The organism is Bradyrhizobium huanghuaihaiense (genome assembly GCF_025200885.1).
Taxonomy (GTDB): Bacteria; Pseudomonadota; Alphaproteobacteria; order Rhizobiales; family Xanthobacteraceae; genus Bradyrhizobium; species Bradyrhizobium huanghuaihaiense.
Genome location: NZ_CP104172.1, coordinates 8,252,115 through 8,266,986 on the forward strand (window position 1 = coordinate 8,252,115; position 14,872 = coordinate 8,266,986).

The window sequence follows — 14,872 nt, forward strand, 5'->3', positions numbered from 1 at the left end:
TAGAACTCGCACAGAAGCCTTGTCGTTCGGGGGAACATTATTCGGCGCGAACAGCGAAATTTCATTGATTGTGTGGCACCGGCCGCCGAAATCCTGCGCCGTGTTGGCGAAGTGCGGCGCTTTATGTCGTCCGCGAGCACAGTCGACGCGTGCAACCACGAGCGACGTTCTGAGCCTTGGAGGGATAAGCCGGATCCATGCTTGCGTGCACAAAGGCCCTTGTGATCGCGTTATCGGCCGGGATCTGGTCGTGTCCAACCACGCAGGACATCATCAATTAGAGCAAGTGTAACCTAAATGAACGATCCTCCATAGACTCGTCCATGCGAATCGCGATGTTCGCTGGCGCGCGCGCGGCCCCGCGACAATCTTCAAACAGCTATCGTTAGATCCAAGCGTGCGGACCCGTGACTGACAGAAGCTAAGTGTTTGGGCTCGAGGGTCCAGCATGGTGTGTCTCCTGCCGGATTCCGAGTGCATCCGCGTTGGATGCCAGCTCACCGATACGTAGACCAAAAGTCGGGTGCGCACGTAGTCGCCGAGACAGATCAACTCAATAGCCTGCACACTGAAAATTCCCGGCAGCGAGCTTGGCATCGGATCCACCTTCAGTCGTTCAGGCAGCAACGACAGCCACGACCTTGCCGTGTAGCCGGTTGTACTCGCCGATGAACCGGCCGACGAGGGCGTTCTGCGGCGGCTCAGGTGAGGCGAGCGTACTGGATGCCGCCTCGTTGAACAAGCTATGCGGTCCGACATGGTCAACGCCTCGTCCTGGTCGCGCGTCACGTAGACGATGGAGATCCTCGCGGATCTGCTTGATCTCGAGCTGCATCTTCTCGCGCAGTTGCTGGTCGGAGCGGCTTGTCCATCAGCACGAGCTTGGATCGAGGACTAAGGCGCGGACGACGGATTGCAGCACTTGCGTGGTCCGTCGAGATGCAACAGCCTGTGGTTGGTTAAATGCCTCATTGTTGCCCCGCCTCCCGGACCGATTGAAGATTTGTATCAGCTTGCGTTTTGGATCGAAGAGACTCCAGCAATGACACGCGAGGCGGGAGAAACCTTAAGGCACGGCGAATATAGGACCTGCACGCGCGCTACAGGCGCAAGCTAACCACCGAAGCGGATAATCGCGCTTACCGCTCTGGCCTTGATAGATGGCACACTCATGTGGGCCAAGAACCCGGCTTTGCGAGGGACCGCTTCCAAGTGGGGCTCATGAAAAAAGCCGTATAGCATGCCCTTTATTCGTGAAGCTGAGGTCAATCGAATCTCTGTTCTTTGGCCGACTTACTGAAGTACCTCGAACAGGCCGGCCGCGCCCATTCCGGCACCGACGCACATCGTGACAATAGCGTATTTCGCCTTGCGGCGGCGGCCTTCGATCAGGGCATGGCCGGTGAGTCGCGCGCCCGACATGCCGTAGGGATGGCCGACTGAGATTGCACCGCCATTGACGTTCATCTTTTCAGGATCGATGCCGAGCTTGTCGCGACAATAGATCACCTGCACCGCGAAGGCTTCATTGAGCTCCCAAAGATCGATGTCGTCGACTTTCAGGCCATGACGCTTGAGTAGTCGCGGCACCGCGAAGACCGGCCCGATGCCCATCTCATCCGGCTCGCAGCCATGGGCGACGAAGCCACGGAAGATGCCGAGGGGCTTGAGGCCACGCGTCGCCGCCTCCTTGTCGCTCATGATAACGCTCGCCGAGGCGCCATCTGAGAGCTGACTGGCATTGCCTGCAGTGACGGTAAAACCGTCACCGAGCACTGGCTTCAGGCTGGCGAGGCCTTTTGCCGTCGTCTCGGGACGGTTGCCCTCGTCCTTTGACAGCAGAACTTCCTTGAATGACACCCCGCCGGTCGCCTTGTCGGTCACCGCCATCTGAGTGGTGATCGGCACAAGCTCGTCCTTGAACTTGCCTTCCTGCTGCGCGGCCGCAGTGCGACGTTGGCTTTCGAGCGAATATTCATCTTGGCGTTCGCGAGAGATGTCGTACCGCTTTGCCACGACTTCCGCTGTGTCGATCATTGACATGTAGACCTCGCCCTTGATCTTCATGAGCGCAGGATCCTGGGCGTGGAATGTGTTTACTTTATCGTTCTGCACCAGCGAGACGGACTCGCCGCCGCCGCCCACCGCAATCCCGACACCATCAAAAATCACCGAGCGCGCGGCGAGCGCGATTGCCTGCAGGCCCGACCCGCATTGCCGATCGATGGTGGCACCGGCGACCGTGACCGGGAGGCCGGCGCGCAGGAGCGCCTTGCGGGCGATGTTTCCGCCGGTCGCGCCCTGCTGGAGGGCCACACCCATTACGACATCCTCCACCTCCTTGGGATCCACGTTGGCGCGCTTCACCGCCTCACCGATGGCGTGGCCGAGCAGGGTCGCGCCCTCGGTGACGTTAAGCGTGCCGCGATAGGCCTTGCCAATTGGCGTACGGGCGGTGGAAACGATGACGGCGTCGGCCATGAACGACCTCCTGTTATGAGTTGTTGCCTGAGCTGGATGTGAGTCTGCTTGCGTAATTCGTGGCGCGAAGGTTTGCCGATCAAGAAGGTGCGCCGCTCGTTGATCGAGAATGGCTTTGCCCCGTCACACAGCTTGATAGAGGTCTTTGGCTGCCTCACCTCGGTAATCGTCGGAAACACCGTTGAAACCACCTGACTGATCAGCCCCTTTCTTGCGGTCGATCAGGACATGAGCGCGAGCTTTCCCGCACGTCATCTGGATTCATCACAATCACCCTGATGCTGCGCAAGGCTTGATCGCAAGCAAGTACTAGCGGGTTGCACGGTGTGAATTTGACTAATAGAGCCCGTCGCCGAGCAGAAATTCTGCACCTGACGGTTAGAACATGAAGCTTTGTCTCGTCAACTTTACGGCGACGCGAGCAGGCTGACGGGAGGTCGTGCTGTAGGACGCATCGGGTCGACAAGACGCACCCGGGGGGAAACAACGAGGATTCCGGCCTTCGGAATACTGCCGGGTTTAAGTCGGCCGGCGCGAGCGATTGACTTCAAGATTGCTCGGCTGCGCTCCGACCTTGTCGACTGGAGCGATGAGCAACTCTGGAGGTCACGTCCAGCTCAACGAGGCCGAATCCGCCCTTCGGATCCAGAAGGACTACGCGCGGCCAATCTGCTATGAGCGGTCCAAATGCAGGCCCGCGTCCCCATGTGCTTTCCCGATTTCGTCCTGAAGAGCCTCGAGATATCGCAGCAGCGCGCCGTCTCGGAAAAATCGCCGTGCACAGCACTTGAAGCACTCGCGCACTTCCGCTCACGCGACCCAGTGTTACCTACCGCAATACACGGCCAGACTGTCTGCGTACAGCTCAACCCGTTTCGGCTCAGGCCGCTCTTCCCGATCGTCTCGAAGTATGTGCCTCGTTAACACGAGCGCCTGCCGCTCCCGCGCAGCGCCGAACAATAGCATCCTGCAAACAATGCATTCCAGTTTTTTGACTAAGGTTGATTCAACTACGGGGAAATGTCGTTTCTGCGCAAGTTGAGCTAAATCGCCCCGCTGCGCCTCAACTCGGCGATCTTCCGCTCATCATACCCAAGCACCGATGACAAGATTTTCTGCGTGTGTTCCCCGAGCCGCGGTGGATAACGATACTCCTTCAATGGGGTGGCCGAGAAGGTAAGCGGGTTGCGGATGAGGGTCAGCGACTCATCGAGCGGGTGAGGCACATTTACCTGGATGCCGCGTGCGCACGCGTGCGGGTCTGCAAATGCTTGAGCGAGATCGTTCACCGGCCCGCAGGGCACGGCGGCCGCGCCCAGTTCGGCAAGCCAGTGGGCCACCTTATTCGTCGCGAGCCGCGCGGCGAAGATTGCCCTTAAAGCGTCGCCGTCCAGATCGCTTCCCTTGCCAATTGTGTCTGGATCGTTGCTCAAGTGCTCAAGGCCCAGTGCGGCGCAGGCACGTGCGAATTGCCCATTGTTGCCCAGCATGAGTATCAGCTCACCATCGTCGCAGTGATACACGCCGGAGGGCAGGTTGCCCATCACGCGGTTGCCGCACCTGGGGCGCGGCTTGCCGCTTTCGAGATACTGCTGCCCTAGGTGCGATAGCGAGGCCATCGCGCTGTCGAACAGGCAGACGTCGATATGCTGGCCCTGCCGGCGACCGGCTTTTCGGTGGTGGAGCGCCGCCAGGACTGCGATCGCGGCGTTCTGGCCGGTCATGTAATCGATGATGCCGAGCGGGACCATCATCGGCCCGGCGCCAGGCTCGCCATCGGCGTGGCCGATCAGACTCATCATGCCGGTCGTGGCCTGGAAGACAGCATCGTAACCCGCGCGAGTGGCGTAGGGACCGCTCTGACCGTAGCCCGTGATCGAGCAATAGACGATATTTGGATTGATCTTGCGGATGGACTCGTAGTCCAGGCCGAAGCGCTTCAAGTCGCCGACCTTGTAATTTTCCATCATCACATCGGACACCTTGGCCAGCGCGCGGATGATCTCTTGGCCCTCCGAAGTGGTGAGATTGACTGTGACCGAGCGCTTGTTGCGATTTGCGCACAGAAAGAAGTAGCTGTCATCCGTCGGTTTCCCTTCGGGATCCTCAAGGCAGGGTGGGCCGTAGCTACGCGATTCGTCGCCTGTGGCGGGACGCTCGATCTTGATCACGTCGGCCCCGAGATCACCGAGGATTTGCGCGCACATCGGCCCCGCGAGCACACGTGTGAGGTCGAGGACCTTGAAGCCGGAAAGTGGAAGCGACGGCATGTTTCCTCCTGGCTCGATCACTGCCCCACCCACTTCGGCGCACGCCTTTCCGCGAAGGCCGTTGGCCCCTCGATGTAGTCCTGTGATTTGAAGAGCGCCGTCACCGCCGGGTAGTCGTCCTGCTCAGCTATTGCCTGCTCGATCGGCCTGCCGAGGCCGCGCTGCAGGGCCTGCTTCGACGCACGGATAGCCATCGGCGAGTTCTCGCAGATCGCCTCGGCCAGCTGCAAGGCAGTAGCCAGTGCCTGGCCCTCCGGCACCACGTGATTTACAAAGCCCATCGTGTGCCCTTCGCGTGCCGACACGCACCGGCCCGTGAGGATGATATCCATCGCGCGCTTCGTGCCGATCTGCTGCGCAAGGAGCAACACGGCGCTGGGAAGAGCGGCGAGCCCGACACGCGGCTCCGGCAGCGAGAAGACCGCATTCTCCGCAGCGACGATGAGGTCGCAGGCCAGCGCCATCTCGAAGCCGCCGCCCATTGCGTAGCCGTTGACAGCGGCGATGATCGGCTTGTCGCAGTCGAAGCGCGTGCTGAGGCCCCCGAAGCCCGACTTGACTTTAGCCCACTTGCCACCTGCGGCCAGCCACTTCAGGTCGGCGCCGGCACAGAACGATCTGTTGCCCGCGCCCGTGACGATTGCGACCCATTGGTCGGGGTCGGCGGCGAAGCCGTCGAACACCTTTTCCAGTTCGAGACTCACCTCGTAATGCACCGCGTTCAAGACCTCCGGCCGCGATATCGTCACGATTGTGACCGGCCCGGCGCGTTCAACTTTTGAAAACTTCAGAGCCATTCCAGAACCACTCCATGAGGCCCCTTGCCTCGGTCGATTTGCACCAAGTCGTCGTCATCCCGCCGCGATAGCACCGGTTGCGGTCGCTTCCGATAGACGAAGGCGGTGGTGGTGCGCACCGGAACCTCCGCTCGCGATAGGCAGGCACGCCCAATCGGCCGGCCGAGATTACCTGCACTAGAGCGCGCATCACGTATTCGCCCGGCTCCTCGCGTCGCCCACTTCTGCACGATGGAGAAATGGGAAGCGGAGGTTCATGTTGTCACGTTGGACCGCTAGCGCGGCGACTGCTCGAAGTCGGCGAACTTCTTGCCGTGCGCGACCAGCTTCTCTAGGAGAGCAGCCGGCTTGAAGTCGTCGCCCAAACTGACGTGGAATTCCTTGATCTTGGCCAGGACATTAGCCAAGCCGATCTGGTCGGCGTAGTACATCGGCCCGCCGCGGTAGACCGGCCAGCCGTAGCCATTCACCCAGACCACGTCGATATCGGAAGCTCGGATTGCCTTACCTTCCTCGAGGATCTTCGCGCCCTCATTGATCATCGAGTAGATGCAGCGCTCCAGGACCTCGTCGTTCGAAATCTGGCGCTTCTTCTTGCCTGACTTACCGATAAGCTCGTCGATAAGCTTCTCAGTCACGGGGCTGGGCTTGGGGCTGCGTTTGTCGTCGTAGTCGTAGTAGCCCGCGCCAGTCTTTTGGCCGAAGCGACCCACCTCGCAAAGCAATTCGATCAACGTGGAGCTCCTCGACTCCTCTTTCACCCATCCGATGTCCAGGCCCGCGAGGTCGTTCATCTGAAACGGCCCCATAGGGAAGCCGAAGTCGTACAATGCCCGATCTACCTCAGAGAGCATCGCGCCCTCAAGCACCATCTCGTTTGCTTGACGCTCGCGCTTCGAGAGCATCCGATTGCCGATGAAGCCGGGGCAGACGCCCGCGAGAACCGGCACCTTGCCGATCTGCTTGGCGAGCTTCATCGAAGTGGCGATCACGTCCTTGGCCGTATGCTCGGCGCGTATCACTTCAAGGAGCTTCATGATGTTGGCCGGGGAGAAAAAGTGGAGGCCGATCACGTCCTGCGGACGCTTGGTCACCGAGGCGATATCGTCGATGTTGAGGGCCGAGGTATTGGTAGCCAGAATTGCGCCGGGTTTGCAGATGATGTCGAGCTTCTCGAAGACGCCCTTCTTGACATCCATTCGCTCGAACACGGCTTCGATGACTAGGTCGCAGCTTCTAAAGTCGTTCATATCGAGCGAGCCGGTGAGCAGACCCATGCGTTGGTCCACCTGCTCGGGTGTCAGCTTGCCGCGCGCGGCCGTCCGGTCATAGTTCGATTTGATGACCTGCAGGCCGCGGTCGAGCGCCTCCTGCTTGATCTCAACAATCGTCACCGGGATACCGGCACTAGCGAAGTTCATGGCGATGCCGCCACCCATTGTGCCAGCACCGAGAATGCCCACTTTCTTGACTGGGCGGAGTGGAATCTCGGCCGGCACGTCCGGGATCTTCTGCGCTGTCCGCTCGGCGAAGAAGGCATAGCGCTGCGCCTTGGACTGGTCGCCGACGAGCAGCTTCATACAGTCGTCGCCCTCCCTCTTCAGTCCCTCATCAAACGGCAAGTCGATGGCATAGCTGACCGCGTGGGCGGCCGCGAACGGCGCCTGCAAGCCGCGCGATTTCTTGGTCATGGCGGCGACCGCGTTCGTGAAAATCGAGCGGTCGGCCCTGGCGGATGCAAGTTTGGAGTCGTCGTCGCGAAGCTTGCGCAGCGGGCGCTTCTCGGCCAGCACCTTGCGCGCGAATGCTTCGGCCCCCGAGGCGGGTCCTTGAACAATCTCATCGATCAGGCCACCCTTCAGCGCTTCCGCTGCGGAAATCGGCTCGCCTCCAGCGATCATCTTAACTGCAAGCTCAGGCCCTACCGCGCGCGGCAGGCGCTGCGTACCGCCGGCACCGGGCAAAATTCCAAGCTTGACTTCGGGAAAGCCGAACTTGGCGTCCTCGACTGCAACCCGAAAATGGCAAACCAAGGCCAGCTCCAGCCCTCCACCGAGAGCGTTGCCGTGGATTGCAGCCACGATGGGCTTTGGCGAGTTCTCGACCGCCGCCAGCAATTCATTCAACCCGGGCGACTGCGGCGGCTTGCCGAACTCGGTGATATCCGCCCCCGCGACAAAGGTGCGCCCCCCGCAGGTCAGAACGATCGCCCTCACCTCGGGAGCGGCGATCGCAACATTTAGCGATTCCAAGATCCCGCGGCGGGCCGCAGCGCTCAATGCATTCACAGGAGGATTGTTGATGGTCACGACGGCAATCACGTCATGACGTACGAGCTCGACTACTTTATCCACGGTACCCCACTTGGCTTTTCATTCTTGTCGTCCTCTCTCCGACCGCCCCGTTGGCGAGGGAGCCTAGCCGATGGGACGCAATCGGCATCTCGAACAAACCAGCCGAGAAGACAAAACACTAAAATGCTGGGACGCATAAAGGCCGCAAAAGGCTGCTTGGGATTGGATAATTTCTGCAAAATCAGGGCGCCTCTCGCGATTTCTACGCCCAGTGAGCATGCGAGGCAACGATTTGGCTCGGGATATTGTGACGGACCGAATGCAGTAGGCCGAGAAGCCGCGCTTCACCAGGGCTCAAGCCGTCGTGCTGCCCAAGGGTGGATTGATCGCGATCGCCGCCGCCTTATAGAAATCTTGCGGGCGCCTGGCCGACCTGCCATCTTGTCAGAGGCCGAGAATCCCCCTCGCAATGATGTTCTTCTGGATCTCGTCAGAGCCGCCATAGATCGACACTTTTCTGGCGTTGAAAAAAGCGGGTGCGATCGTTGCAGCCCAATCGGGTCCAATCGGCAGCTTGTTTCGGCTATTAAGATCCTCTTTTGACGCATGCGGCAGCGCGTAGGGGCCGACCACCTCCAGAAGAAGCCCTGCTGTCGCCTGCTGAATTTCAGAACCCCTGATCTTGAGGATGGAACTAACTGAGTTCTGGGCGCCTTTCTGCCCTCGCGAATGACTGCGCTAACTTCGATCTCGTTGACGAGATCGATGTCAAAGCGTGGCGAATTTGACAAACAGTCTGCTAGGTCTGTCTTCGTGCTATCCGCGCGCCGCGCATTGCCGCCCGCGACGGATGTCAGGCGAAGAAGCTGATCGATCCTGCCGGATGACGACTCGCGCTGACCGGCCTCCTGGCTAACGACGCCGAATGTTTCTCCGTAGCACATAATTAGATTGCATTTCGGTCCGTTCTCTCGCTTCTCCGAGGGAAGTTCGGCGATGTTATCCACTAGGCTCTCGAAACCGAGCATGAGAGCGCGCCGCGTCTGGTGGAGATGGAAGCATGGGCAGCACGAACAGCCCGCGTCTCGCGATCAACTTCAGTCGCCGAACCGATCGACTATATGCTCGAACGTGGGTCAGTTTGCGCGGTCGCGCAGCCCCTGCTCCCAGCGCACGAGCGTCTCGCCCGCGCCATAGCCTTGTGATCCCAATCCCTGCAGCACAGCAATAAGACAGTCATCCCGTTTCTGTTCGAATTCAGCGCCGGTCAGGTTGTCGCCACGCGCGTCTGACTGCTCGACGAGTTTGTTCAGGAAGGCCTCGTCGTGCTCGGGTACGGCGGAGAACTTCGTCCATTGCGATCTCAGCTCGGGTCCCCATTGCTCCATCATCTGGCGCATACCGGTCCCACCCCCGCCGATGCTGAAGGGCCCTAAGATCGCCCGGCGCAGTCCGATGGAGTGGCGGACAGCATCATCGACGTCCTGCATGGTAGCCACATCGTCGTGTACCAGCCACAGGGCCTCGCGCCATATCGCCTCCTGTATCCGGTTCACGATGAACCCATCTACTTCTTTGCGCACCACGAGCGGGTGCATCCCGACGGCCCGGTAGATCTCCGCCGCCCGGTCCATCACTTGGGAGTCCGTATGGTGCCCGCCACACAATTCAACCAGCGGCAAGAGGTAAACCGGGTTGAACGGGTGACCCACTAGGACACGCTCGGGGTGATCCACTCCCTCGGCCAATAACGATGGCCGCAGACCCGAGGTCGAGGAGCAAATCACGACTTCCGGTGCCGCGGCCCGGCTAGCTGCGGCGAGCAACTGCTGCTTGAGCTCCAGCCGCTCAGGCGCGGACTCCTGCACGAGCTGCACGCCGCACACGGCGTCCGCGACCGAGTTCACCACGATCAGCGCCCCCTCGGCTGGCAGAGGGACCTGCGTCAGCCGCTGATAAGCCCGGCGGGCGCTGGCGAGCACCTTCTGGACGCGCTCGACCGCACCAGCGACCGGATCATACAGACGCACGTCGACCCCGTTGAGGACAAAACGTGCGGCCCACCCTCCGCCGATGACCCCGCCCCCTAGCAAACCGACCGCTTGCGGGCACCTCTCACACATGGATTTTGAACTCTCAGACATGAAGCTTGACCTCGCGGGCATGAACTTTGAGCGCGAGCTTCTCGCGGACCTCATCTGGACTCATCACCCGCACCCCGATCCGCTGGAGAATTTCCACCGCCCGCTGCACGAGCTCGTCGTTGGTCGCCAGCTGCCCGCGCGAGAGATACAGGTTGTCCTCTAACCCCACCCGCACATTCGCGCCGACCAACGGCGCCATCGCCACATACGGAAGTTGCATCCGCCCGATCGAGAAGGCCGAGTAGACGGCGCGCGGCGGTAGGCTGTGCACGAGCGCCATCAATGTCGTCAAATCGTCCGGCGCGCCATACCGAAGCCCCATGCAAAGCTGGATTAGCGGCGGATCGTTGATCAAGCCCTCTTTAATCAAATCGTGCACCATCACCAAATGCCCGGTATCGAACACCTCGAGTTCAGGGCGCACCCCAAGTTTCTGCACGTGCGCGGCCATCGCGCACAGCACCGCCGAACTGTTGGCCATAATGTAATCACTACGGCGACCCCAGTTTATCGATCCGCAGTCCAGGGTACAGATCTCGGGGCGCAGCTCTTCAACATGCGCCAATCGCTCCTCGGCGCCCAACATGTCCGTCGCCGCCGGGTCCAGCGGCAGCGGAGAGTCCACTCCGCCCAGCACGAGGCTGCCGCCCATGGACGCGGTTAGGTTGAGCACCGGATTGACATCCGACTGCCGAATCCGTTCCACCACCGCCCGATACAGCGCCAGATCCCGTGAGCCACGCCGAGTTTCCGGGTCACGGACGTGGATGTGCACTACGGCCGCGCCCGCTCGCGCCGCCTCGATCGCTGAGTCCGCGATCTGCTCCGGCGTCACCGGCACGTGCGGGCTATGCTCAACCGAATTCCCGCCCCCTGTCACCGCACACGTGATGAACACCTCGGAAATCATTCTCGCCGTCTCCCTCGCTGAATGCCTGACCTGCTCCAAGCCGGGCCAGACCGGCGATAGGCCTCATGTCAAAATACATAGTACGGGGGCCCGAGAGCTGAATTTAACCAATAGCGCCCATCGCAGAGCAGAAATTCTGCGCCTTTGTCGTCAAACGTGGGCTTTCAGCTCCTCAACTTTGGCGCTGACCTACGCAAGCCACGAGAAATCACCTGAGCATTAGGAAGGAGCGGGTTAGCACGTGCCATGATGCCCACCCGGATTCGAACGGCGGCAGTCTGCAAGTCGGCAAGGGCACAGACCCTGCGCTCATGTCTGCGGGCTAATTGCGATCGACGATCACGCGCACATCTTGGGCTTCGGCGTAGAGCCTCACAGCCCTAGATGGCGGATTGCATTGGCTCGGTGGATTCAGTGTGATCCACGCGACGACCGACCGCTTCGTGGAGAATGGTCCTGTACGCCGTCACAGGCGCTCCGCTGGAAGTCGATCCTTAGTCGCTGAAAAGGCTAGGGATCGACGACTTGGGACGCGCCTAGTCGTCGGGCGCGTCCCCTAGCCGCTACTCACTACGGGGAAGTCCGGAATGGGCTCGGCACGGCCATTGGTCTCGCGCTGGTTAAGACGCATCCGGGCTGAATGAAAATCAGCTTTTTCCATCCTTAGGCTTAGCCGGCTGTTTGGACGCCGTGCGGGCCCACGATGTCTCGGATTCGAACGGCGCGAAGACCGAATCACGCCACTGGAATGCTGCCTTCGCACCCTCAGTGCGTAGCAACTCACCAAACCGCCGGAACTCGGAATCCGACTTGTTAATGATAAGGTCAGCGGCGAAGCTGTATCGTAGAGCAGACTCCAATCCGGCCGCGAAGAGTGTGTTGTTGAGTGCCTTCTTACTCCATACCAACGTTGGCAATGCAACCCGAGACATGCGCTTCGCGATACGCGTGACCTCTTCCTCAAGGCGATCTCTGGCGAAAATACGGTTAACGATACCGAGCCGGTACGCCTCCTGCGCGTCGAACATATCTCCCGTGTAGACCAGCTCACGACAACGCTGGCCGATCAAGTGCGACATCATCGGCACTTCCGTGTCGCCGATTGCAAAGCGGGCCTCGATCGCACCGAAGCGCGAATCATCAGAGCAGTAGCGAACATCACTCCACATGGCCAAGTCCAAGCCGCCGGCTAGGCAATAGCCGCTGATCATCGCGACAACCGGCTTGGAGAAGTGGAACACGGAACGCATGAATTTGACGCCGTGGTCGAAGTACCTGCTCAGTTCATCAAAACCCCAATCACCAGATTCTTTGGGGCCGAACTCTGATTTATCTTGGCTCATATCGAAGCCACTAGAGAATGCCCGACCACCCGCTCCCTTGATTACGACGACACGCACGTCCGGATCCCGCTCGGCGATCGCGAGCGCATCTTGGAATTCGTTGCAGAGCTCGATGGAAAACGCATTGTTCTTATCTGGGCGATTCAAAGTGATCCACGCGACACGATCGTCCGCTTCGTAGAGAATGGTGCTGTACGCCATGAAAATGCCTCCTTGAGGTCAATTGCCGAGATCACGCCGATCACTTCATTCGGGTATCGCGCAAACAAACTGTAAGGCCTGTTGGCGCCAAGAAACCGCAAGGTTCGCATGTGACTGGAGGAAATTCTGCACAATGGAATAGTTTGGCGCGGCCTTGGTGCGGGACGAGCGCTCCCCGGGATCTTGGCGTTCGCGCGGCATCACCCGCGCCGGTCGAGACTCCGCCAAGCTGGGCCCCGACCTGGCTATCGCCGCCAGACTACGCGATGCGATTCGTCAAGGGAGGCGGCCGATGCCGAAGCGATCTGGAAAGCCACGCATGAGCCGACATGCATCGTGTAAGAGCGCGGAGCGGTATGCCGGATCTTTAGGACCGCAGCCATCGCCGAGATGCAGCAGTCCCGTGGTGGCGTCTCGAACGTTGGTGCCTGCTGCGCGAGACTCGTGTCGGCAGCAATGGGCGCACAGCAGACGAGCGTTTGGTTGTGCACGTCAAACCTGCGCAACGCGAGTAGATCACTCCCGTCGCAGAATCCGTGTTGCGCTAGAATCGCCGCGTGGCAACGTCCTCGAAGTGCGAACTGCCTGCTCAGAGGCGCCAGCCCCCCCCCCGGCGCAAACGGGCCGGCGGCGCGTGAGGCCGCGAGCCTTGGGAAGACATCATCGCGACCGCGCTTGTTCCCTCGCGCTGCTAAGTCCCTGCTAGATTCGAATGATTTTATTGAACCGCTCGATACGAGCACTGCGGCCTTCCGTCCATTTTTTCCAATCAACGTTCTTCTTCAGGGCAACGCGCTCAGGCGAGGTGAACAGGAGGTCCTTGCGAAGTTCTTCCGGCAACTTGACGTCGGTGGTCACGTCGTACCGGGAAGCCTCAGGTATTGCGAGCATACCTTGATCGGAGAGCAACTGCTCTGCAAAAGCGTGCGCGGCTTCCGGATATTTCATGCCCTTGACGAGGTTGCAATAGGTGGTCGCCGCGTAAATGCCTCTTGGTGGGACGTTGAAGACCATGGGAATACCCTTGGAGTTTAATTCATAGGCCGCGCCTGACCACACTATGGCTGCATAGGCCTCTTCGCTTTGATACGTCTGCATTAGAGGAGTTTGCGACTGCACGAGGGCGACAATATTCGGCTTCGCCGCCTCAAGGATCTTGAACGCCGGCTCCATGTTAGAGATCGAGCCCCCGTTTTCCTCGGCCCAGCCAAGAAGATATAGGCTGCTGGTGTTCGTGGCCGGGGAGTAAAGGACCACGCGACTCTTTAGATCCGGCCGAGCCATATCCGAGTATGAAGTCAACGGCTGCTTGATAAATTTTGGATTGTATGCCGGACCTATGGCCGAGAGACAAAATGGCACACCGTGATCGCCAAATTCATGGAAACCAGGAAGGATCCGTTTGATATTGGGAACGTCTGACGCCTTGATCTCTTCGATGACGCCAGCCTCGATGAGCTCGACCATAACAGAGCTATCCCCTATAAACAGATCAAACGAAGGGTTTTGCTTCTCTGCGATTAGCTTAACGAACTGCGCTACTTGAGTGCCGACAGCCATTTGAACCTTCAGCCCGTACTTCTCCTCCAACGGCGAGGCCACGCCCTTCATAATGGCTGCGTCCCAGCGGCCGCCCCATCCGTTCACACGCAATGTAATGCCCGCAAACTTTTTCGATTGAGCGTGGACGTAAGGCGCGGCCAGAACGCCGGTAGCAGCCGCTGTCGTGAACTTTAGAAAAGTTCGCCTGTTCATTCCCGATCCCCAGAGAAGATGACAATCACTTGCTTCTCGGCGCTGCCCTTTTTGCAGCTGCGCCGAGCCTGCTTGTAAACAGCGCCTTGCAGAAATCACCGGCTTGATTGTAGGGGAGGATTCGAAGCTAAATTCATCAAATTTTGGCAGGTTTAGCCGAAATTGTGCGTTCAATTGGGAGCCGTCCCCCTCGCGCATTAGGGAACGCACGTAACTCGTTAGGTCGCGGAGACTTTCTTTTCCGCGCTCTGTTTCATCGTCACCCCGGCTTATTGGCCCTCTAATCACTTGGGTCGGGACCCACATCCATTCCAGTGGCGATCCATCGGAGGACGGGACGATGACAAAGAGTCATGGCTCTAGTGCGTTGCTACAGTCTGGATTTCAAGTTGGACGCGGTGCGCACGTCAAAGGCGGACCAGAGCTTGAGGTGATGAACATTCTTGGGCATCGCGGAGGAGGCGTGCGAAGTTGAGACAAGGCCGATCGCGAAGGGCGGCCGTAGGTCCCGGACAATAGGATCCTGAACTCAGTCTCCTATCCTGCGGAGAGCCTCATACGGATAGGCCGGCCGGGCTTCAACGCGACGTGCTCAGCCTGTCAGTCGTATGCGCGGCTATCTGGCTCTGCGGCTATCGCGCACGCCCGCCCAACTTAACACACCCTCGCCAAGCTGC

At 59.8% G+C, this 14,872-nt stretch carries 9 protein-coding genes and 1 pseudogene; all 10 read right to left on the minus strand.

Annotated elements, in window-relative coordinates:
• Positions 1-616 precede the first annotated feature (616 nt).
• The 10 genes and pseudogenes from N2603_RS38735 to N2603_RS38780 all read right to left on the minus strand — a co-directional run bounded on the left by N2603_RS38735 (position 617) and on the right by N2603_RS38780 (position 14,369).
• A complete protein-coding gene (locus N2603_RS38735) occupies positions 617-835 on the minus strand; it encodes a hypothetical protein (protein WP_260386309.1) in 219 nt (72 codons plus the stop codon).
• Between the two features lie 458 nt (positions 836-1,293).
• Positions 1,294-2,481, minus strand: coding sequence for an acetyl-CoA C-acyltransferase (locus N2603_RS38740; protein WP_260386310.1), 1,188 nt, complete (start codon positions 2,479-2,481; stop codon positions 1,294-1,296).
• Between the two features lie 1,043 nt (positions 2,482-3,524).
• A complete protein-coding gene (locus N2603_RS38745) occupies positions 3,525-4,751 on the minus strand; it encodes a CaiB/BaiF CoA transferase family protein (RefSeq protein ID WP_260386311.1) in 1,227 nt (408 codons plus the stop codon).
• A gap of 17 nt (positions 4,752-4,768) precedes the next feature.
• A complete protein-coding gene (locus tag N2603_RS38750) occupies positions 4,769-5,548 on the minus strand; it encodes an enoyl-CoA hydratase-related protein (RefSeq protein WP_260386312.1) in 780 nt (259 codons plus the stop codon).
• A 275-nt stretch (positions 5,549-5,823) separates the two neighbouring features.
• A complete protein-coding gene (locus N2603_RS38755) occupies positions 5,824-7,902 on the minus strand; it encodes a 3-hydroxyacyl-CoA dehydrogenase NAD-binding domain-containing protein (protein WP_260386313.1) in 2,079 nt (692 codons plus the stop codon).
• A 384-nt stretch (positions 7,903-8,286) separates the two neighbouring features.
• A pseudogene (locus N2603_RS38760) lies at positions 8,287-8,559 on the minus strand (acyl-CoA dehydrogenase family protein); the annotation flags it as partial.
• A gap of 419 nt (positions 8,560-8,978) precedes the next feature.
• Complete coding sequence (locus N2603_RS38765; RefSeq protein ID WP_311740795.1) at positions 8,979-10,007, minus strand: 3-hydroxyacyl-CoA dehydrogenase NAD-binding domain-containing protein; 1,029 nt, start codon at positions 10,005-10,007, stop codon at positions 8,979-8,981.
• Entirely contained in the window at positions 9,979-10,896 is a 918-nt protein-coding gene (locus N2603_RS38770) for a beta-keto acid cleavage family enzyme (RefSeq protein WP_260386314.1), read from the minus strand. Before N2603_RS38770 ends, N2603_RS38765 begins: the two co-directional genes overlap by 29 nt.
• A 647-nt stretch (positions 10,897-11,543) precedes the next feature.
• The gene (locus N2603_RS38775) at positions 11,544-12,440 is read right to left on the minus strand and encodes an enoyl-CoA hydratase/isomerase family protein (RefSeq protein WP_260386315.1); all 897 of its coding nucleotides are present in this window, start codon (positions 12,438-12,440) and stop codon (positions 11,544-11,546) included.
• Between the two features lie 702 nt (positions 12,441-13,142).
• Positions 13,143-14,369: an ABC transporter substrate-binding protein gene (locus N2603_RS38780; RefSeq protein ID WP_260386316.1), complete on the minus strand. Its 1,227-nt coding sequence runs from the start codon at positions 14,367-14,369 to the stop codon at positions 13,143-13,145.
• Positions 14,370-14,872: the final 503 nt, after the last annotated feature.